This is a genomic window from Pseudoclavibacter chungangensis (assembly GCF_013410545.1).
Classification (GTDB): Bacteria; Actinomycetota; Actinomycetes; order Actinomycetales; family Microbacteriaceae; genus Pseudoclavibacter; species Pseudoclavibacter chungangensis.
Window position 1 is genome coordinate 3,386,888 of record NZ_JACCFV010000001.1, and the last position, 20,717, is coordinate 3,407,604.

A 20,717-nucleotide genomic window follows, 5' to 3' on the forward strand; every position below is an offset into this window, starting at 1 on the left:
GGCCCGTGTCAGAAGAGGTTGTAGAGCTGCGCGAGCGGCAGCACCGATGCGGGTGCGGGGACGACGCGTTCGCCGTCGATCGAGATCTCGAACGTGTCGGGTTCCACCTCGATGCGCGGCAGGGCGTCATTGTTCTTCATGTCGGCCTTCCCCACGTCGCGCGTCGGCGCGAGCGGTAGCAAGCGTCGACGCAGACCGAGACGCCCGGCGAGGCCGTCGTCGAGCGCAGCGGAAGAGACGAAGCTGATCGACAGATCGGCCCCGATCGCGTCGCCGAACGACGGCCGCATGAGGACGGGTTGCGGCGTCGGGATCGACGCGTTCGGGTCGCCGAGCGCTGCCCACGCGATCGCGCCGCCCTTGAGCACGACGGCCGGCCGCACGCCGAACAGCTTCGGGTCCCACAGCACGAGATCCGCGAGCTTGCCCGGCTCGATCGAGCCGAGGTGCTCGTCGACGCCGTGCGCGATCGCCGGGTTGATCGTGTACTTCGCGACGTAGCGGCGCGCCCGCAGGTTGTCGGCGGGCAGACCGCCACCGAGGTCACCGAAGCGGGCCTTCATGACGTGCGCGACCTGCCACGTGCGCGTCACGACCTCGCCGATCCGCCCCATCGCCTGTGCGTCCGACGACGTGATCGACAGGGCCCCGAGGTCGTGCAGGATGTCCTCGGCCGCGATCGTCGTGGCGCGGATGCGCGATTCCGCGAACGCGAGGTCCTCCGGCACGGCCGGGTTGAGGTGGTGGCACACCATGAGCATGTCGATGTGCTCGGCGACCGTGTTGACGGTGTGCGGCAGCGTCGGGTTCGTCGAGCCCGGCAGGATGTGCGGCAGCGACGCGATCGTGAGGATGTCGGGGGCGTGCCCGCCGCCCGCACCCTCGACGTGGAACGCGTGGATCGAGCGGCCACCGATCGCGCGCACCGTCGAGTCGACGTAGCCCGCCTCGTTGAGCGAGTCGGAGTGCAGGGCGACCTGTAGGCCGTACTCGTCGGCGGCGCGCAGGGAGGCGTCGATCGCGGCGGGCGTCGCGCCCCAGTCCTCGTGCACCTTGTAGCCCGCGGCCCCCGCGAGCGCCTGCTCGGCGAGGCCCGCCGCGGAGACCGTATTGCCCTTGCCGAGGAGCAGGATGTTGAGCGGGAGCGCGTCGAGCGCGCGGTGCATCTTCTCGAGGTGCCAGGCGCCGGGCGTCACGGTCGTCGCCTTGCTGCCCTCGGACGGGCCGGTGCCGCCGCCCGCGATCGTCGTGATACCCGTCGCGAGCGCCTCGTGGAGCTGCGAGGGGGACAGGAGGTGCACGTGCGTGTCGAAGGCACCCGCCGTGAGGATGCGCCCCTCGCCCGAGATGACGTCGGTCGACGGGCCGATGTGCAGCTCGGGGTGCACGCCGTCGGCGACGTCGGGGTTGCCGGCGCGCCCGAGCGCGACGATGCGGCCGTCGCGGATGCCGACGTCGGCGCGCACGACGCCCCACCAGTCGAGCACGATCGCGTTCGTGATGACCGTGTCGAGGGCCCCCTCGGCGCGCGTCGTCGTGCCCTGTGCCATGGATTCGCGGATCGACTTGCCGCCGCCGAAGACGGCCTCCTCGCCACCGAAGGTGCGATCCTCCTCGATCTCGATCCACAGCTCGGTGTCGCCGAGGCGCACCTGATCGCCCCTCGTGGGGCCGAAGAGCGCGGCGTACCGTTCGCGGCTGATCTCGACCATCAGTACTCGCCCTCCCCGTGTCGCGTGGCGTCCCCGGACGGCGAACCATCGGCCGCCCCGTCGGCGGGGAGCCGGATGCCGGGCACGCGGCGTGCGCCGCGCAGCGCGACGGCGTCGAGCTCGCGGGAGGCGCCGGGCTCGAAGCGCTGAGAGGTACCCGATGGCACGTCGAGGCGGAATCCCTGCGCCGCGGCGCGGTCGAACTCGAGGGCGGGGTTCACGTCGGGCAGGTGGATGTGTGAGCCGATCTGGATGGGCCGGTCGCCCGTGTTCACGAACACGATGCGGATGCGTTCGACGTCGCTGCGGTCGGCGTTGAGGTGCACGGTGCCGGGGGCGACGCGGACGGCGCCGGGGCCGGATGCGGAGATGGAGGCCATGGTGCTCCTAGGCGATCGGCTGGTGGATCGTGACGAGTTTGCGGCCGTCGGGGAACGTCGCCTCGACCTGCACGTCGGCGAGCATGTCGGCGACGCCGGGCATGACCTGCTCGCGGCCGAGCACGAAGCGTCCGTCGACCATGAGCTGTTCGACGCCGACGCCCTCGCGTGCGCGTTCGATGACCCACGTGCTGAGCAGCGCGATGGATTCGGGGTAGTTGAGGGGGATGCCACGTGCGAGTCGGTCGCGTGCGACCATGCCCGCGACGGCGAGCAACAGCTTCTCGGTCTCGGCCGGCGTGAAGTTCATCGCTCCCCTCCCACGTGCCCGATCGGTGGATCAGCCGGTGGCGTGTTCGACGCGCACCGTCTTCCACCGTCGCCGAACCGTGTTTCGCGCACGTTTCCGAGGTCTGCTGCCGAGCCGTGCGCGGCGGGGACGGACCACCGTCAGGGTCGCGTCCTGGCGCGTACGCGGCCAGACGAAGCAGGCGGGCCGCACGTGCGCGGTCGGACAGCAGGAGGCTCGCTCCGCGTTCCGTCTCCTGCTCGGCCCCCTTCATACTCGGCTGCGTCTCACCGCTCAGCACCGGTTCGAAGGGCCAGGCCGTCATTCGCTCCCAGCCGCCGCCGATACGGCGGGAACCTCATGCTTGACGGACAGCAGCTCGCCACGTCCGTATTCCTCTTTCAGCATTCGCAGGTTGGTCCATGTGCGGAGGGTCGCGACTTCCGGGCTCGACACGAGCCGATCGACGAGAGGGACGAGATCCGCCACGCGCTGCGCGCGCAGCGTCGCGATGAGTTCGTACTCACCTATCGCGATCGCCAGGAACTCCGGCTCCAGCGAACGCACCAGCTGTACAGCGGGATCGAGCGCACCTCGCGTTCGAATTCCCACGCCAAGCGTCGGGACGTCCGAATCGGCGTGACGGGCCGGCACACCCACGACCTTCAACGCATCCGCCGCCACCAGCCGCCTCAGCCTCAGCCTTGCAGCGCTCGCTGACACGCCGACACTCTCCCCGAGCTCGGCGTATGTCGCTCGTCCATCCCGCTGCAGATGGCGCACGATGGCCCGGTCGGTCCGATCGAGACTCATCCCCGTCCGTCCCGTCCGCAATGGTGAGTAGAGGTTGATCTCGATGCTCTCGTACACGTGTGTTCGGATGTCCGACACGTGCGGGAGGGCACGGATCCGTTCGAGGGTGTGCCGCAGATGGGGGTCGGGACCGACGCGGATCTCGGCGTCGAGCGGGGCATCTCCGGTGATGTCCGCCACGAATGTGGTCTCCGGCATCGCGATGAGACCGGCTCTCGCCGGGCCGACGGGCCCGTCCATCCGGAGCTGGACATATCCGAATCGCTGGAGCCCGAGGAGGTCAGGGCTCACCGAGACCGTGAAGACGACCTCGTGCGTGTCGACCGCCCGCTGAACGATCTCCGTCACGCGCTTTCGCGAGATGCCCAACGTCTCGGCGATACGCGTGTAGCTGGCTCGACCGTCCTGGCGGAGCAGCCTCAGCACAGGAGTCGTGAGCGGGTCTCGATGACGCATATCCCTCCCGGAATCCATCGATTGGAGCGTAGCAGATTCGCAACATTACCCACCCTTGGGGCGGCAAATCCTCTCGATCTGCCCATGAATTGCTCGAATACGTATTCTCACGCGCGGAGACAGCATTTTTCGTCCATCAGGACGCCGTCGTGTTCTATGTTCATGGCGAGTCAGATCGACACCGATGTCGAACACAGGCGGGCACGTACAGCGACTCCGGCGCCGCCGATGCCTCACGACGACGAAAGGGCCCACATGGTCACCCCCGATCAATTCGAATCCGACGGCGACGCCCAAGAACTCGCCGACTACGGTTACGAGCAGGAACTCAAACGCACACTCTCCCCATGGGCGGTGTTCGCCCTCGGCTTCGCAACCATTTCGCCGGTGGTCGGCGTCTACGCGGTCGTCCAGCTCGGATTCGCCTTCAGCGGCCCCGCGTGGATCTGGGCCGTGCTGGTCGCATTCATCGGTCAGCTCCTGGTGGCGACGGTGTATGCGCAGCTCGCCTCACAGTTCCCCATGACCGGTGGCGTGTACCAGTGGGTCCGGCGCCTCGCGGGGCGGAAGCTCGGATGACTGACCGGATGGATTTATCTCTCCGCCGCCATCGCATCGCTCTCGACGGTTGCGTATCTGGGAGGCGTATGGGTCCGCGAACTGATCGGCTCCACCTCCGACAGCCCCATTGAGCTCGTCCTCTACGGCGGAGTGTTTCTCCTGCTCGCGCTCGGGGTCAACCTCCTCGGCGTCAACCCCGTCAAGCACTTCCTGAGCGCCGGCATCATTGCCGAGGCAGTTGCCTCGATCGGCTTCAGCGTGTTGCTCCTCCTGTTCTTCATGCGGAACAACCCGGTCGTCCTCTTCCAGACACTCGGTGCCGAGGACACCTCGAGCGGATCAGCCTTCCTCGGGTTCCTGACCTGCCTCGCCGTGGCGGGCTGGGCGTTCCTGGGGTTCGACGCGACGACGCAAGTCGCCGAAGAGGCGAAGTCCCCTCGGCAGACGGTCCCCCGGGCCCTGCTGCGCTCGTTCCTGTTCGTCGGTGCGACCGTGCTGCTGAGTGGTGTCGCCGTGACCTTGGCGCTGGAGAACCCCGAACGTGCCGTCAACGGCGAGGTGGTCGATCCCGTACTCGCCTCCGTCGTCGAATCGTTCGGTTCATGGATCGAGAAGCCGTTCGTCGTCGTGGTCCTGATCGCCTTCCTCGCCTGCGCAGTCTCCATCCAGACCTACATCGGACGAATGGTCTTCAGCTTCGCTCGCGACCGGCAGCTCCCGTTCTCCCGCCAGCTGTCACGGATCGGGAAGGCCGACATCCCGCACGTCTCGCTCATCGCCACAGCGGCCCTCGCGGCGCTCGGACTGCTGCTCGGACTCAACGGGAACGCCGCGGCCACGCTGATCTCGTTCGGGTCCGGCGGCTTCTACATCGTCTTCCTCATCGTTGCGGTCGTCGCGCTGCGTGCACGGCTCACCGGCACGTGGGATCCGCGTCGCGGCGCGTTCGTCCCGGGTCGGTTCGGCTTGGCCATCAACATCCTCGCCGTCGTCTGGCTGGTGTTCGAGGTCATCAACATCGCCTGGCCACGAGTCGAACTCGCGCCGATCGACGGCACATGGGTCCAGGTGTGGGCGGTGGTCCTGGTGTTCAGCGTGCTGACGGTCATCGGTTTGCTCTACCTCGTGATCCGGAAGCCGCACGCAGAGATCCCGAACGGGGCCGACGCAACGTCAGGAGGTGACCGTCGAGCGCCACGACACCGGCCGTTGTCCTCGAGCCGGGCAACGGCTTGACGCTGCGTGATGTGTCCGTGCGCGCCCCGCGTTTCGGTGAGGTGGCCGTCGAGATCCGCGCAGCGGGCGTGTGCCATTCAGACCTCCACGTCGTGAACGGGGACTGGCCTGAGGACCGGCCCCTTGTGCTCGGTCACGAAGCCGCCGGCGTCGTGACCGAGGTGGGCGAGGGGGTCGACCTCGATCCCGGCGACCACGTCGTCCTCTCGTGGTTCGCCCCGTGCGGCCGATGCGAGTCGTGCGCAGCGGGACGCGCATGGCTCTGCACGGGCACACGCGCCGTCGAGAACGGGCTCCCCGACGGCGACACCGCCTTCGTTTCGAAGGGCGAGCAGGTGTGGCCGTTCCTCGGCCTCGGAGCGTTCACCTCGCATGTCGTCGTTCCGCGCACGGCGGCAGTCAAGGTATCGCGGGACCTCCCCTTCGACGTCGCGGCATTGCTCGGTTGTGCAATCACCACCGGAATCGGCGCCGCAGTGAACACCGCGCGCGTTCGGCCGGGTGAATCGGCGGTAGTGGTCGGGTGCGGGGGCGTCGGGCTCGCGACGGTCATGGGCCTTCGCCTGGCCGGGGCGGGTCGCATCGTCGCGGTCGACCTCTCGGAAGACCGACGCCGGGCGGCGCGACAACTCGGCGCGACCGACACGCTCGACGGTTCCTCGGTCGATGTCGTCGCATGGTGCCGGGAACACCTCGGCGGCGCCGACTACGCCTTCGAAGCAGTCGGCAGTCCGCGCCTGATCGCGCAGCTCCCGTCCATGGTCCGTTCAGGTGGCGCCGCTGTCCTCGTCGGCATGCCGAAGGTCGGCGCCAGGGTGCCGATCGACGCATTCGACCTCGCGGATCAGGGCAAGCGGATTCTGGGGTGCAACTACGGCTCCAGCGTGGCCGCCGTCGATGTACCGAGGATTGCATCGCTGTACCTGTCGGGCCGCCTGCCGCTGGATCTGCTCGTCGGCGCACACCGGCCGATCACCGAGTTCGAGGAAGCGTTCCGGGACCTCGAGAACGGAGTCGGGCTGCGAACCATCTTGATTCCGTGATGAACACGGACCCGCAACAGACCTCACCCGGCTGTCGTCCGAGCTGACCCTGGCCATCTCGGAGGTGCGATGGCAGGCAGTCGAGCACCGTCATGGTGGTGCGTTGCCCGCACCGCCCGTCATGCTGAGTGCGTCACCGGTTCACGCCCGGTCCGTCCCCCACACGAGCCGGACGGTCACCTGCTTCGATGAACTCGCCCTCCCTGCTCGCGACGACATCGGCGTGTCGAGCAGCCATAGGGCCCCGATGATCCGACCGGCCTCGTTCGTCCGGGGCCGCGCACCCGGGGAGCTCGCCTCGTCGGAGCACGAGTGACGGCGCACGCGTGATGGAGACTCGCTCGTCCCCTCGTCCGACGCGGCGGCGCTGACGTCCCTGCCGACCGCCTCGCTGTCGTCGCGGTCCCGGACGGTGGACACACGACCGTTCGCTGCGCTCAACACCGTGGAAACACGCGACCGACAAGCTCGAACGTGCATCTCGGGCTCGTCCCGGCGGCGTGTCGGCCGACCTGCTGCGATGACGTGGCAGGTGTTCCTGGGGCTTCACCCATTACCTGCGCACCTCCGATCGAAGGGTCCCACCGTGTCCACTGACATCGAGACACCACGCGGCGCTGCCGCACCCGCCGTATCCACGTCGTCCGAAACGCATGCGGCCACACGCGAGAGCCTGGAGGATTACACCCTTCGCTTCGCACCACGCTCGTACCGGAAGTGGGGCGCCGGGGTGGTCGCGACGAGTGCGCTCGGCGGCATCGCGTACCTGGCGGACTTCTCGATCGGCGCGAATGCCGGCATCGCCTACGGCACGACCAATGCACTGCTCGGGATCGCCGTCGCCGCGACCATCATCTTCGTGACGGGTTTTCCGCTGGCCTACTACGCGGCTCGCTACAACATCGACCTGGACCTCATCACTCGCGGTTCCGGATTCGGTTACTACGGGTCGGTCATCACGAATGTCATCTTCGCCACGTTCACCTTCATCTTCTTCGCGCTCGAGGGCTCGATCATGGCGCAGGGGCTCGAGTTGGGATTGCACGTGCCGCGCCCGATCGGGTACGCGGTCTCGACCATCATCGTCATCCCGCTGGTGATCTACGGCATGAAGGCGCTGTCGAAACTGCAGGTGTGGACGACGCCGCTCTGGCTCCTCCTGATGGTCGTCCCGCTCGCGTACCTGCTGCTGTCGGATCCGTCCTCGGTGTCGATGTTCTTCGCATACACCGGTGAGGACGGCAGTGGCTCAGGCGTGAACTTCGCATCCGTGATGCTCGCCGCGGGCGTGTGCCTGTCACTGATCGCGCAGATCGCCGAGCAGATCGACTACCTGCGATTCATGCCGCCGCGCACGGATGCGAATCGGCGATCATGGTGGCGTGCGGTGATCATCGCCGGGCCGGGATGGGTGGTGTTCGGCGCGCTGAAGCAAGCGATCGGCCTCTTCATCGCGGTCTACCTGATCGCCACCCTCGACCCGGCCGCGTCGGTGACGGCGAACGAACCGGTGCACCAGTTCCTCGGCGTCTACGAGCACATGATGCCCGGCTGGTTGGCGATGACACTCGCAGTGATCCTCGTCGTGATCTCGCAGATCAAGATTAATGTCACGAACGCCTACTCCGGATCCCTGGCGTGGACCAATGCGTTCACCCGCGTCACTCGGACGTATCCGGGCAGGCTCGTGTTCGTCATCGTGAATCTCGCGATCGCACTGGTGCTGATGGAACTGAACATGTTCGATTTCCTGAACACCATCCTCGGCTTCTACGCGAACTGCGGCATGGCGTGGATCGTGACGGTGGCAACCGACATCGGCATCAACAAGTACCTGCTCGGGCTGTCACCGAAGCATCCCGAGTTCCGTCGCGGCATGCTGTACGCCTGGAACCCCGTCGGCGTGGTTTCGCTGCTGCTCGCGGCGGGTGTGTCGATCGCGGTGTTCTTCGGCGCGTTCGGCCCGGGGATCGCTCCCTTCTCGGCCATCTTCGCCGTCGCGATCCCGGTCGTGGTCACGCCGCTGATGGCTATGCTCACCCGCGGCCGCTTCTACCTGCGGCGCACCGATGACGGCATCGAACTGCCGATGACGGACGCCGACGGAAACCCCTCGGACGTCCTGCTGCGCTGCCACGTCACCGGACTCGAGTTCGAGCGCCCCGACATGCTGCTCTCCGCGGAACGAGCCGCAGACGGCTCGAAGCAGTACATCTCCTCGCTCGCGCTGGCCACCGACAAGACCGGCAGGTACGTGCTCCCCGAACAGCGCTGAGTGTTCGGGCCCGTCACTCCGCTCGCCGCCGCTTCGCCGTCCGGGGCCGGACGGCGAAGCGGCGGGCAACGGGAAGAGCGCCCCGCCGATCAGGAAACGATCGGCGGGGCGCTCTGTCGTTCGCGGTCACCAGATGGTGACGCGCTCCTCGGGGGCGAGCCACAGGCCATCGCCCTCGCTCGTCCCGAACGTGTCGTGGAACGCGTCGATGTTGCGGACGATCTGGTTGCAGCGGAACTCGGCGGGCGAGTGCGGGTCGACCTGCAGCAGCAGCTTCACGTATTCGGGCCGCGCCGTCTGCCGCCAGGCCTGCGCCCACGCGAAGAAGAACCGCTCGGCACCCGTGAGGCCGTCGATGACGGGCGGCTCGGCGCCGTCGAGCGTCGCGAGGTACGCCTTCCAGGCGATCCCGAGCCCACCGAGGTCACCGATGTTCTCGCCGATCGTGAGGCTGCCGTTGACGTGCTCACCGTCCGCACCGACCGGCGACAGCGCGTCGTACTGCGCGATGAGCGACGCGGTGCGCTCCTCGAACGCGGCGCGGTCCTCGTCGGTCCACCAGTCCTCGAGCTTGCCGTCGCCGTCGTACTTCGAGCCCTGGTCGTCGAAGCCGTGCCCGATCTCGTGCCCGATGACGGCACCGATCGCACCGTAGTTCGCCGCATCGTCGGCCTCGGCGTCGAAGAACGGGGGCTGCAGGATCGCGGCGGGGAACACGATCTCGTTCTCGCCGGGCGAGTAGTACGCGTTCACCGTCTGCGGCGGCATGAGCCACTCGTCCTTGCGGACGGGCCCGCCGAGCTTGCCGTACTCGTACGCCGCCTCGAACACGGCCGATCGGCGCGCGTTCCCGACGAGGTCGTCGGCGGCGACCTCGAGCTCGGTGTAGTCGCGCCACCGCTCCGGGTAGCCGATCTTCGTGACGAAGCGGTCGAGCTTGTCGAGCGCCTTCTCACGCGTCGCGGGTGTCATCCACTCGAGCGTCGTGATCGACGCGCGGTAGGCGTCGAGCAGGTGCCCGACGAGCTCCTCCATGCGCGTCTTCGCCGTGGGCGGGAAGTGCCGCGCGACGTACTCGCGGCCGATCGCGTCCGACACGACCCCCTGCGCCGCGGCGACACCACGCTTCCACCGCTCGCGCTGCTCCTGCGTGCCCTGCAGCACCTTGCCGTAGAACTCGAAGTTCGCGGCCGAGATCGCCGGCGTCAGGAGCGCGGCCGAGCCGACGACGATGCGCCACAGCAGCCAGTCGCGCCACTCGTCGAGCCGCTCGGCGACGAGGAGGCCCACGAGCCCCTCGGCGAAGCTCGGCTCGCGCAGGTCGATCTCGTCGAACGCGCCCGCCGGGGCCTGCAGTTCGTCGCGCCAGCCGTCGAGGTCGATGCCGTCGAACGCCTCGCGCAGCTGGGCCCACGTGCGCGGGTTGTGCGTCTTCTGCGCATCGCGCGTCGCGACGTTGTCCCAGTGGTGCGACGCGATCGCGGTCTCAAGCTCGAACACGCGCCGCGCGCGCTCGGCCGGCCCGTCGAGCTCCGCGATCGCGAACATGCGTTCGATGTGCGCGAGGTACGCCTCGCGGATGGGTGCGTGCTGCTCCTCGCGGTAGTAGCTCTCGTCGGGCAGCCCGAGACCGCCCTGCTCGATGGACAGCGCGTACCGCGTCGGGTCGTCGGCGTCGGGGTAGACGAAGGCCTGGAAGAACCCGCCGAGGCCCTCGCGCTCCTGGCGACCGAGCGTGCGGAGGAACTCGTCGATCGAGCCAACGGCGAGTGCGGCCGCGAGATCGTCGCGAATCGGCTCGATGCCGAGTTCCTCGAGCTTCGCGGTGTCCATGAACGCCGCGAACGCGTCGGCCGCCTTGCGTGCGTCGGTGCCGGGCTCGGCCGCAGCGCCCTCCTCGAGCAGCTCGCGCACGGCGTCCTCGGCCTCATCGCGCAGCTTCATGAACGAGCCCCAGGCGGGGAGCGAGGGCGGGATCTCGGCGGTGGCCAGCCACCCGCCGTTCGTGTGCCGGAACAGGTCATCCTGCACCCGGACGGAGTCGTCGAACTCGCTGCGGTCGATTCCTGAGACGAGGGCCTCCCGGCCCGCTTCATCGCGCGTTGCTGCCATGCTGCAACGCTACCGGCGCGGCGCTGAGCGCGGGCGGTGGCCTGGCCGAGCCGTGGGATGCCGTGCCCGGGGTGCGACGGCGTGACGGACCTCGCGCATGCCGCTGGGCCGCTTCGGCACGCACTCGTCGCCGAGTACACAGGCGGGATCGACGCGCTCATGCGCTCGCGGTGATCGCTCCGCCGTTGCCCGGCCCGTGTTCCCACGGCGAATCCGGGACCACCCGGATTCCGCCGAGCGACAGGATCGCGCCCGAAGGGGCCGGCTCGAAGGTCATCACCCTCGGGATCGGCCCAGGCGCCACCGCCTCCCGCTCGCCCGCACTGCGGGGCGCTGTGAGCCCCCGCCTGTCCGACTCGGCCCGAGCGGCCTCACTCCTTCGGCGTGCCGTTCTCGGCCGAGTACTGCGCGTAGTACTCGTCGAGCACCTTCCGCGTGAACCGTCCGATCGCGACGTACTCCCACTCGGCGAGGTTCGCGAGCGACACCCTCGCAGAGGCGTCGACGACCTCGAAGCCCTTCCCGGGCAGCAGGACGACGCCCGTCTCGCGTGCGAGCCGGAACAGGTAGTCGCGTCCGTGCGCTCCCGCCGCGAACCAGTTCGCGAACCCCGCACCGTGCAACTCCGCGGCGAGGCGTTGCAGGTCGACGAGCGTGTAGTAGTCGACGTCCTCGGGTTCGAATCGGTACGGCGCCCCGACATTCGCGTAGAGCGTCTGCTCGCGCTGTCGGATGAGTGACTTCGCGGCCTCCTTGTAGTGGCCGCGACGATCCACGAGCCCGTGCACGGCGAACAGCGTCATCTGCAGTTGCTGCGGCAGCGAGAGGCCGGCGGTGTGGTTCAGTGCGACGGCACGCGAATCCGCCACGAGCCGGTCGATGAAGCGCAGGCCGGCGACGTCGTCCGTGAGCGACGAGTACCGCTTCGCGAGCCGATCGGTGACGTCGGCCGGGAGCGCCCGGATCGCCGCGTCGACCACGTTCTCCTCGTGCACGCCGATGACCCCCAGGCGCCAGCCCGTCGCGCCGAAGAACTTCGAGAACGAGTACACGAGGATCGTGTTGGCGGGGGCCACCGCGAACAGCGACGTGAAGTCGTCGGCGAACGTGCCGTACACGTCGTCGGTGATGACGACGAGGTCGGGACGCTTCGTGCGGATCAGTTCCGCGATCGCGTGGAGCCGTTCGTCGCTGAGCTTCGTCGAGGGCGGGTTGCTCGGGTTGACGAGGCAGAAGACCTTCACGGCGGGATCGAGGAGCTTGTCGAGTTCGGCGTCCGGATACTGCCAGTCCGCGTCCTGATCGAGCCGGATGTCGACGACCCCGAGGTCGTAGCCGGGCAGGACGGGGATCTCGAGGTACGGCGAGAAGATGGGCGTACCGATCGCGATCTTGTCGCCCGGGTGCAGCAGCTCATTCGCGAACAGCGACTGGAAGAGGTACGTCATCGCCGCCGTGCCCCCCTCGGTGGCGAACAGCGAGAACGACAGGGACGCGTCACCCATCTCCTGTCGGAGGTAGCGCTCGACGATCTGCTCGCAGTGCTCGAGGATGCGCGGCGGCGTCGGGTAGTTGCTCCCGAGCGACGCCTCGACGAGTTCGGCGAGGAACGCATGCTCGTCGAGCCCGAGCTGGTCGTCGGCGAAGGAGAGCGCCGAGCGAAGGAATCGAACGCCGGGATCGTCCGGGTACCGGCTCACGAACGTGTCGAATCGGTCGACGAGACCGTCGAGACGCGGCTGCCCTCCGAACCCGCTGTCGAGGTAGGAGTACGAGCGCTCGGACTCCTCGACCGCGAACTCGCCGATGCGCAGGAACGCACGGCGCGGCACGGTCGCGAGGAAGTTCGGGTTGCCGCGCCCGGCATTGAGCATGAGGCGGTGCGCGTCGCTCGACGCCGCCCGGATGAGCAGGTCCTTCAGCTCGAACGGGCTCAGTCGGTCGTCGGGCCCGACATCGTCCAGGGTGCGCTTCGCCGGCGTCGTGTTCTCGGTCATGGTCGCGTTCCTTTCGTCATCCGTTCGTTCGTCGTGCACTGCGGTCGCGGACGAACTGTTCGCCCGGGCGGGCAGCGCTCAGGAGGCATTGACCGTCACGAGGTTCACGATCACGGGTCCCCAGAGCGTGAGCAATACGTTGGCGACGGCGTAGGTGATCGTGAACGGTACGACGGGTGTCGCGTTGCCCGCTTTGCTCATGAGTGCCGCGAATGCCGGGTTGGCGCTGCGCCCGCCCGCGATGGACGCGAGCAATTCGATCGGGTTCCGGATGCGCAGCAGGTAATAGGAGAGGAAGAAGCTCAGCACGGTCGGCACGAGGGTGACGCCGATGCCGAGCAGCAGCAGCGTGAGGCCCGACTGTTCGATGGCGCTCAGCGCCTGCGCCCCCGCTCCGAGCCCGACGGCACCGACGAAGGCGGCGAGTCCGAAGTCCCGGAGGAAGTTCGACGCACCCGTCGGGAGGGCCGCGAAGCGAGGGTGGACGCCGCGCAGCCAGCCGAACACGAGCCCGGAGATGAGGCAGCCGCCACCGGAACCGATGCTGACGGAGACGCCGAACATCGGGATCTCGACGAGGCCGAGGAGCATGCCGAGCGCGATGCCGATGCCGAAGAAGACGAAGTCCGTGACGCCGGTTCGCTTGATGCCGTACCCGAGCACCTTCTGTGCCCGGTCGATGTCGGCGGGGCGTCCGACGGTGACGAGTTCGTCCCCGCGGTGGAGTTCGACGTCTCGGAGGGTCGGAAGCTCCTGCCCGGCGCGCCGCACGCCGCTGAAGAACACGCCGTAGTCGGCCTGCGCATCGAGCTGCGAGTGGACCTGGCCGATCGTCGACCCGACGTAGCGGCGGTCGGTGAGCACGATGTCTCGCGTCTCCTCGACCTCGACCGTTCCATCGGGCGTCTCGGCCTCGGTACCGAGGCGTGTGCCGACCCGCCGGAGGGCGTCGACGTCGCCGGTCACGATGAGGAGGTCTCCTGATCGCACCACGGTGTCGTCGTCCGCCTCGTGCTGGTTGCCGTCGCGGACGATGGCTTCGATACTGACGTCGGCCAGGTCGCTGTCGATGGCTCCGCTGCGTTTTCCGACGATCGGGCTGGTGTCGGTCACGCGGAAGCTGCGTGTCACGATGCGCCGGACGCCGTTGAACTGCCCCGCTTCGAGTTCGGGGTGTCCACCCGAGAGCTTCGCGGCGAGCGCGACGGCCTCGGAGCGGATGTTCCATTTTCGGATCATCGGCAGGAACCACGTGATGAGCAGGATCGGTCCGAGCGAGCCGAAGATGTAGGTCACGGCGTAGCCGACGGCGACGTTGCTCTGCATCGCCTGTGTCTGGTCCTGCGGCAGCCCGAGCTTGGCGATCGCATCACCCGCCGTGCCGATGATGGCAGACTGCGTGAGCCCGCCCGCGGCGAGACCCGCGGCGAGACCGCGGTCGAGGCCGAAGACCCAGGCAGCGACGAGGACCGCGAGCAGTCCGAGCACGCAGGTGAGGACGGCGGAGAGCAACTGGTTGAGCGAGCGGCGGTTGAGCGCGCGGAAGAACTGCGGGCCACCCTGGAAGCCGACCGCGTAGATGAAGAGTGCGAAGAACACGGTCCGCACGCTCTCGTCGAGCTTGATGCCGATCTGACCGAGCACGACGCTCACGATGAGCGTTCCGGCGATCCCGCCGAGCGTGAACGACTTGATGCGGATCTTGCCGAGCAGATAGCCCAGCGAGATGCACACGAACAGCGCGATGAGTGGCTGCTGCTGAAGCAGCGCGCCGACGGCTCCCACGATCCCTACCTCCGCAAGGTCGTCCGAGTGGGGTGGTGTTGCGGACGAGACGCGGGCTGCCGGAACCGGCCCGGACGTGGCAGGCGCTTCGTCCGATTTTCACGGTAGCACCGGGCCGCGTCGGCATGGGCGAGGGCTTCTCACGAACGGGATCGCGGGGTGCCGCAGTTCCGGAACGGTCCCATCGGTCCGCCGCCGCTGGCCCTCAGAACAGCTTCGGCCACGGCCCCGGGGCCGCGCCCTCGGCCTGCTCGCCCGCATCGGCCGTGAGCCGACCGAGCACGTAGCGCAGCGGCGGCCACGAGCTGCGGCCGCGCAGGATGTGGGCCGATGCACGCAGGTGGACCTCGGGGTCGTGCAGCGGCACGATCGTCACGCCCTCCACGGGCGTGCGCGATTCGGGGAGCAGCCCGATGCCCATGCCGGCCCGCACGAGGTCCTCGACGAGGTCGAGGCTCTCGGCCTCGTGGCGCATGCGCGGCTCGAACCCCGCGAGCGCCGCGATCGTGCGCAGCACGTCCTCGTCGGCGCGGTTGCGGGAGTTCGCGATCCAGTCGCTGTCGCGGTACGCGTCGAACAGCTCGGCGGCGCCGCCCGGCATGAGCGGTGCGCGGCCGCTCGGTACCGCGAGCCCCCACCGCGTGCGCCACAGGGACACAGCGTCGAGCCGCGCGTCGAGGGCGAGCGGCGAGAGGTTGTAGTCGTAGGTGAGCGCGATGTCGACGCGATCGGCGAGCAGCATCTCGATCGCCGCATCGGGTTCGTGCTCGTGCACGACGATCCGCAGGCCCGGATGCTGCCGTCCCGAGTCGTCGATGATCGGCATGAGACTCCGCCTGATCGCCGTCGAGAAGCCCGCGACGCGCAGCGTGCCCGACGGCTCCGCATCGGGGTCGAGATCGGAGCGCGCCGCCTCGACCGCAGCGAGGATCTCGGCCGCGTGCGCCGCGAGCCGATGCCCCGCGGGCGTGAGCCGGATGCCGCGCCCCTCGGGCTCGAGCAGGGCGACGCCGACCTCCTTCGACAGGAGCGCCATCTGCTGCGAGACGCTCGACGTCGTCGTGCCGAGCTCGTCGGCGACGACCCGCATCGACTCGCTCCGCGAGAGTTCGAGCAGGGTCGTGAGGCGGCGAAGATCCATCCCAGCATTGTCCATGATCACTTGACGGATCGTTCGCATTCCTCACGTGGACGTGGAGAGTGTCGGCGGCTGTACTGGTCTGGTGCCACAGTCCTCACGCCTCTCCGGCCCCGCCGCGGGAGCCACCATGGCGATCGCCGCGATGGTGTGCCTGCAATTCGGTCTCGCGATCGCCGTCGGCCTCGTCGACCAGCTCGGGGCCGGTGGCGTCGCGTGGATCCGCCTCGTGTGGGCGGCCGTCATCATCACGCTCATCGCGCGGCCGTGGCGCATCCGCTACACGCGTCGCGCGCTCGTCGTCTCGTCCGTGCTCGGCGTCGTGACCGGTGGCATGACGATCCTGTTCATGTTCGCGGTGTCGCTCCTCCCGCTCGGCACCGCGGTCGCGCTCGAGTTCCTCGGCCCGCTCACGGTCGCCGTCGTGCGCGGGCGCGGCCGCGCGAAGCTCTGGGGTCTCGTCGCCGCGGCGGGCGTGCTCGCGCTCACCGAACCGTGGCGCGGCGAGATCGACCCACTCGGCGTGTGCTTCGCGCTCGCGGCGGCGGTCGGCTGGGCGCTCTACATCCTGCTGACCCAGCACGCCGGCGACGAGGCGGACGGGCTCGGCGCGCTCGCGATCTCCATGCCCGTCGCGGCACTCGTCGCCACGGTCACGGTCGGCCCGTCCTCGTTCGGGCGCTTCGACCTGTCACTCGTCCTGGCCGGGCTCGGGCTGGCCGTCATGCTGCCCCTCATCCCGTTCATCCTCGAGCTGTTCGCGCTCCGGCGGCTCACGACGGCCGCGTTCGGCACGCTCACGTGCCTCGAACCCGCCGTCGCACTCGGCGTGGGACTCGTCGCGCTCGGCCAGGTGCCCGGCCCGCTCGCGGCGGTCGGTGTCGTACTCGTCGTCGTCGCGGGCATCGGCGCGACGAGAAGCGGCGGTCGCGTGCCCGACGACCTGCCACACGCGCCCACCGACGACGGAATCGAGGGCGCGCACCCGCACACCTCGCCCATCCCGCACCCCGACCGCCTCAGTTCCGCGGTCGCCGATGCGACCGGCGCGATCGACGTGATCGCCCATCACGCGGGGGACGCGCCCCCGTCCGCACCGGACAGGCGCTCCAGCACGTCCCACAGCTCGGCCTCACGCGACGGGTCGTGCGACGCCGACGACGACGGGACCACGCGGTCGCGATCGACGTAGGCACCCGACGACGCGGCGGTCCGCCCGAGGACGACATCCGCGAGCGCCGCGCCGGACGATGCCACGTCGGAGGCGATCGGTGTGCGGGTCAGCACGGGGCCGAGCGCGCCGAGGACGAGTCGAGAGACCCGCCCGGCCCGCCTGGCGAGCGACGTTCCCGGCACGAAGCCCGGATTGAATGCGATCACGTCGACATCCGGGAGCCGACGCGCGAACTCGTGGACGAGGTGGACGGCCGCGAGCTTGCTCGTCGAGTACGCCGTCCGGCCGGCCGTCGTCGGCGATCGGCCACCGAACGCGCCCGGTCGGGCGAGTCGTTCGGGCGACGACCATCGCGGCGCCGGAATGAGCCCCAGATTGTGTCGGAGGTCACCGAAATGCGTGTCGCTCACCGTCACGACCGCGCGGCCCCGGCGCTCGATTCGCGGCCCGAGCTCGCGGAGCAGCACGTGGTTCGCGAGCACGTTGACGGCGAAGGTCGCCTCGAAGCCGTCCTCGCTCACCGTGGTGTCGTCGACGTACTGCACTCCGGCGTTCGCGGCGACGGCACGAAGCGGGGGCAGCTCGCCCGCCTCGAGACGGGTGACGAGCGTGTTCGTCGCCGAGCGCAGGCTCCGCAGCGACAGGAGATCGCACGCGATGTGCTCGGTCGCGCCACGGCCGCCCGTCGTGCCCGGGTCCGCGGGTGGACGTCGCCCGAGCAGAACGAAGTGGGCGTCGGGGCGCAGCGCTCGGAGGCGCCGGAGTGCGACGAGTCCGATCCCGCCGCTCGCACCGGTCAGCACGATCGTCTCCATGGTGTCCTCGATTCTCGTCGGACGGGTGAAGCGGTCGGAGACAGCGTACCCAATTCCGAAACGTCGACGTTTCGTAACTCGAACTATGATGAGCGCATGCCCCCCGAGTCCCCGCGCCGTTCCGTCGGGCGCCCCGCGGACGAACGACTCGGCCCCGTCATCCTCGCCGCGACCCTCGACCTGCTGGACGAGCTCGGCTACGCGCGCCTCACGACCGCCGAGGTGGCGCGGCGAGCCGGTGTCTCGACCGCCACGATCTACCGGCGGTGGGACTCGAAGCGAGTGCTCGTCCTCGCCGCCGCGCAGCAGCTCGCCGATGCGGCGGACGATCCCGTCGACACCGGGTCACTCGTCGGTGATCTCGAGCGACTCCGCCGCGACAAGCAGCGCATCTTCACGCCTCGCATCGCCAGGACACTGCTCGTCCTCATGGGCGAAGCCCTGCACGACGCTGAGCTCGCGGAAGTGATCCGCGCCGGGGTGCACGAGCCGACCGAGCAGCACGTGCGGGAAGTCCTCGAGCGAGCCGTCGCGCGCGGCGAACGGCCGCCTCGCAGCGACGCGGCGACGGTCACTCGCCTCGTTCTCGGCGCGGTGCTCGCCGATGCCACGACCGCACGCGACGCGCCGGCGAACGCGTCCGATGAAGCACCGAACGTGTCCGGGCCCACGAACGCGCCCCGGCCGACGAAGGCCCCCGGGTCGACGAACACACCCGGGCCGACGAACGGCACGCGGTCCGCGACCGCACTGGATGCCCTGTTCGATCTCATCGCCGACGAGGCCGCACCCGGCGCGGACGCAGCCACACCGGTACCCGGCGTCGCGCCCGGGGCCTGAGCGCGCCCGCGCATCAGCCCGCGGCAGCGGGTCGGTGTCGGTGCCGGGCCTGATCCTGCTCCTCCTGGGTGACGAGATCCGTGATGTTCCCTCGACATCGCCGCACACGCTGCCGGATGATCGGGGCATGACGAGCACCTGGCTCACCCCGCACCGCCTGCGCCGGGCCGCACCGACGCGCACCCACGCACCGTCGGATGTGGGGGCCGGGGTGGACGCCCGCGGGAGCACGCGACCGACCGCGATCCTCGACCTCGACGCACCGGCCCTCGCGTCCATCCGCGTGCCGGACGCGACGGCGACGCCGCGCGAACGGCTCCACGCGGCCCACGAGCGGATCGGCGCACGCGTCCGCCCCGTCTACAGCATGGCCGACCGCCGCCCGGTCTCGGCCGTGCTGCGCCTCGGCCGCGGCTCGTGCAGCCAGCGGCTCGCGGTGCTCAAGGGCGTTGCTCGCCGCGAGGGCATCGCGACGCGTGTCCGTGGCCTCGTCATCGACGGCCGGTTCTGGTACCCCCGCTTCCGCGGGCTCGAGCGGCTCGTCCCCGAGCGCATCCTGCTCGCGTGGCCCGAGTTCCGCATCGATGGCGCGTGGGTCGACATCGGCCACCTGTTCCCGACCAGCGACGCGACCGCGTTCACGAACGCGGGCGCCGAGACGCTCTTCGATGCGCTCGGGCGCGGCGCGGTCCGCATCGACGGGCCGGCGTGCGATTGCGCGGACGATTCGCTCGCCCGCTGGGTGCAGTTCGAACTCGGCACCTTCGACGACCGCGACTCGCTCTACGACACGTGGGGGCAGAACCTCCCCACCCCCGTTCGCGTCGCGATCGAACCCGTCTTCGGACGATGGTCGGCGGGGGCCACGCGTCCGCTCAGCCGATCCGCAGTTGACAGTCACCTGTCGAATTGACAGACTCCTGTCAAGCACTCACGGATCGGAGCAGCTCATGCCACAGCTCGTCGTCTACGCGACCGACACGATGGCCGATTGGGAGTACGCCTACCTCACGACCGAACTCGCCCGCGCGGCCGCACGTCCCGGCTCGGACCTGCGTCTCGTGTTCGCGGGCGACGGCACCGCCCAGGTCACCTCGCTCGGCCGCCTCCCCATCACGCCCGACATCGACCTCGACGACGTCGACGCCGCCGACACGATCGCGTTCGTCGCGCCCGGCGGCGAGACGTACGGCGCCGGCCACGAGCGCATGCTCGCGACCGCCCGCCGCCTGCTCGACGCGGACGTCCCCGTCGCGGCGATCTGCGGTGCGACGCTCGCGTTCGCGCGCGACGGGCTCCTCGACGAGCGCGCCCACACGAGCAACGCCCGCGTGTTCCTCGATCAGTCCGGCTACGCGGGCGGCGCGAACTACCGGGACGAGGACGTCGTGACCGACGGCGGCATCACGACCGCGAGCGGCACGCGCCCCGTCCCGTTCACGGCCGAGGTGCTCGAACGCGCGGGCGTGTTCGCCCCCGAGCACGCCGACGCGTGGCTGCGCGTGAACCGCGACAACGACGAACAGGCGTTCTACCGACTCGTGGAGATCGAAGGTGCCCTCGAGGACGCCTGAGGGCGACGCGCTCACCGCGCTCGTCCTCCCCGCCTTCGAACTGGGCGGCGAATTCCTCGCCGCGGCCGAGCGCATCACGGCGGGCCACGAACTGACGCCCGCCCTGTGGCAGGTGCTCGGCGCCGTGCTCGACGAGCCGTTGCCGGTCGCCGAGATCGCCCGTCGCGTGGGGCTCGGCCTCGCGCGGCAGAGCGTCCAGCGATCCGCGAACCTCCTCGTCGAGCGCGGCTGGGCGCGATGGTCGGACAATCCGCGCCACCGCCGCGCGAAGCTCCTCGCGCCGACCGATGCTGGTCTCGCGGCGCTCCACGACTTCCGCGCGCGGCAGCACACGTGGGCCGATGCGGTGGGTGCCGAGGTCGGGCTCGACGACCTCCGCGAGCTCGACCGGCTGCTGCGCCTCGTCGCCGCGGCCTCGCGGCGCGTGCGCGGTGAGGACGACGCTGACGTGGCCGACGCCGAGGTGCCGCCGCACCCCTGAACGCGCTCGGGACCGGCGATCGCTCCGCGGCCCACC

15 protein-coding genes and 2 pseudogenes are annotated in these 20,717 nt (G+C 69.6%); 8 read left to right on the forward strand and 9 right to left on the reverse strand.

From position 1 onward, the window contains the following. Positions 1 to 8 precede the first annotated feature (8 nt). From HNR16_RS14975 to HNR16_RS14990, 4 genes are all read right to left on the reverse strand, one after another. Positions 9 to 1,712 (reverse strand): urease subunit alpha, encoded by a 1,704-nt coding sequence (locus HNR16_RS14975; protein ID WP_158041458.1) that lies wholly within the window; start codon positions 1,710 to 1,712, stop codon positions 9 to 11. Beyond that, positions 1,712 to 2,092, reverse strand: a complete 381-nt coding sequence (ureB, locus tag HNR16_RS14980) for an urease subunit beta (RefSeq protein ID WP_158041457.1) — start codon at positions 2,090 to 2,092, stop codon at positions 1,712 to 1,714. Before ureB ends, HNR16_RS14975 begins: the two co-directional genes overlap by 1 nt. Before the next feature lie 7 nt (positions 2,093 to 2,099). Continuing rightward, positions 2,100 to 2,402, reverse strand: coding sequence for an urease subunit gamma (locus HNR16_RS14985; RefSeq protein WP_158041456.1), 303 nt, complete (start codon positions 2,400 to 2,402; stop codon positions 2,100 to 2,102). 300 nt (positions 2,403 to 2,702) lie between these two features. Further along, on the reverse strand, positions 2,703 to 3,668 hold the full coding sequence (locus HNR16_RS14990; protein ID WP_158041455.1) for an Lrp/AsnC family transcriptional regulator: 966 nt from the start codon (positions 3,666 to 3,668) through the stop codon (positions 2,703 to 2,705). A gap of 237 nt (positions 3,669 to 3,905) precedes the next feature. Between HNR16_RS14990 and HNR16_RS14995 the strand changes: the two are divergent. From HNR16_RS14995 to HNR16_RS15005, 3 genes and pseudogenes are all read left to right on the forward strand, one after another. Next, a pseudogene (locus HNR16_RS14995) lies at positions 3,906 to 5,447 on the forward strand (APC family permease). A gap of 92 nt (positions 5,448 to 5,539) precedes the next feature. After that, entirely contained in the window at positions 5,540 to 6,490 is a 951-nt protein-coding gene (locus tag HNR16_RS15000; protein WP_263971461.1) for a zinc-binding dehydrogenase, read from the forward strand. A gap of 586 nt (positions 6,491 to 7,076) precedes the next feature. Then, positions 7,077 to 8,765, forward strand: a complete 1,689-nt coding sequence (locus HNR16_RS15005; protein ID WP_377700749.1) for a purine-cytosine permease family protein — start codon at positions 7,077 to 7,079, stop codon at positions 8,763 to 8,765. A 126-nt stretch (positions 8,766 to 8,891) separates the two neighbouring features. Here the strand turns inward: HNR16_RS15005 and HNR16_RS15010 are convergent, their stop codons facing one another. The 4 genes from HNR16_RS15010 to HNR16_RS15025 form a co-directional block, all read right to left on the reverse strand. After that, positions 8,892 to 10,877, reverse strand: coding sequence for a M13 family metallopeptidase (locus HNR16_RS15010; protein WP_158041453.1), 1,986 nt, complete (start codon positions 10,875 to 10,877; stop codon positions 8,892 to 8,894). Between the two features lie 371 nt (positions 10,878 to 11,248). After that, a complete protein-coding gene (locus HNR16_RS15015; protein ID WP_158041452.1) occupies positions 11,249 to 12,874 on the reverse strand; it encodes a bifunctional aspartate transaminase/aspartate 4-decarboxylase in 1,626 nt (541 codons plus the stop codon). Positions 12,875 to 12,952: 78 nt separating this feature from the next. Then, a complete protein-coding gene (aspT, locus tag HNR16_RS15020) occupies positions 12,953 to 14,659 on the reverse strand; it encodes an aspartate-alanine antiporter (protein ID WP_158041451.1) in 1,707 nt (568 codons plus the stop codon). 205 nt (positions 14,660 to 14,864) lie between these two features. Beyond that, a complete protein-coding gene (locus HNR16_RS15025) occupies positions 14,865 to 15,800 on the reverse strand; it encodes a LysR family transcriptional regulator (protein WP_158041450.1) in 936 nt (311 codons plus the stop codon). A 346-nt stretch (positions 15,801 to 16,146) separates the two neighbouring features. On the opposite strand from HNR16_RS15025, the pseudogene HNR16_RS18420 reads away from it, so the two are divergent. Then, positions 16,147 to 16,686 (forward strand): annotated as a pseudogene (locus HNR16_RS18420) (EamA family transporter); the annotation flags it as partial. A gap of 179 nt (positions 16,687 to 16,865) precedes the next feature. Here the strand turns inward: HNR16_RS18420 and HNR16_RS18425 are convergent. Beyond that, positions 16,866 to 17,786 carry an SDR family NAD(P)-dependent oxidoreductase gene (locus HNR16_RS18425; RefSeq protein WP_158041449.1) on the reverse strand — a complete coding sequence of 307 codons (921 nt, stop codon included), beginning with the start codon at positions 17,784 to 17,786 and terminating at the stop codon, positions 16,866 to 16,868. A 96-nt stretch (positions 17,787 to 17,882) separates the two neighbouring features. On the opposite strand from HNR16_RS18425, the gene HNR16_RS15035 reads away from it, so the two are divergent. The 4 genes from HNR16_RS15035 to HNR16_RS15050 all read left to right on the forward strand — a co-directional run bounded on the left by HNR16_RS15035 (position 17,883) and on the right by HNR16_RS15050 (position 20,681). Further along, complete coding sequence (locus tag HNR16_RS15035) at positions 17,883 to 18,626, forward strand: TetR/AcrR family transcriptional regulator (protein WP_158041448.1); 744 nt, start codon at positions 17,883 to 17,885, stop codon at positions 18,624 to 18,626. 127 nt (positions 18,627 to 18,753) lie between these two features. Beyond that, the gene (locus HNR16_RS15040; protein WP_158041447.1) at positions 18,754 to 19,539 is read left to right on the forward strand and encodes a transglutaminase domain-containing protein; all 786 of its coding nucleotides are present in this window, start codon (positions 18,754 to 18,756) and stop codon (positions 19,537 to 19,539) included. 37 nt (positions 19,540 to 19,576) lie between these two features. Then, positions 19,577 to 20,200: a DJ-1/PfpI family protein gene (locus tag HNR16_RS15045; protein ID WP_158041446.1), complete on the forward strand. Its 624-nt coding sequence runs from the start codon at positions 19,577 to 19,579 to the stop codon at positions 20,198 to 20,200. After that, positions 20,181 to 20,681, forward strand: coding sequence for a MarR family winged helix-turn-helix transcriptional regulator (locus tag HNR16_RS15050; protein ID WP_158041445.1), 501 nt, complete (start codon positions 20,181 to 20,183; stop codon positions 20,679 to 20,681). Before HNR16_RS15045 ends, HNR16_RS15050 begins: the two co-directional genes overlap by 20 nt. Positions 20,682 to 20,717: the final 36 nt, after the last annotated feature.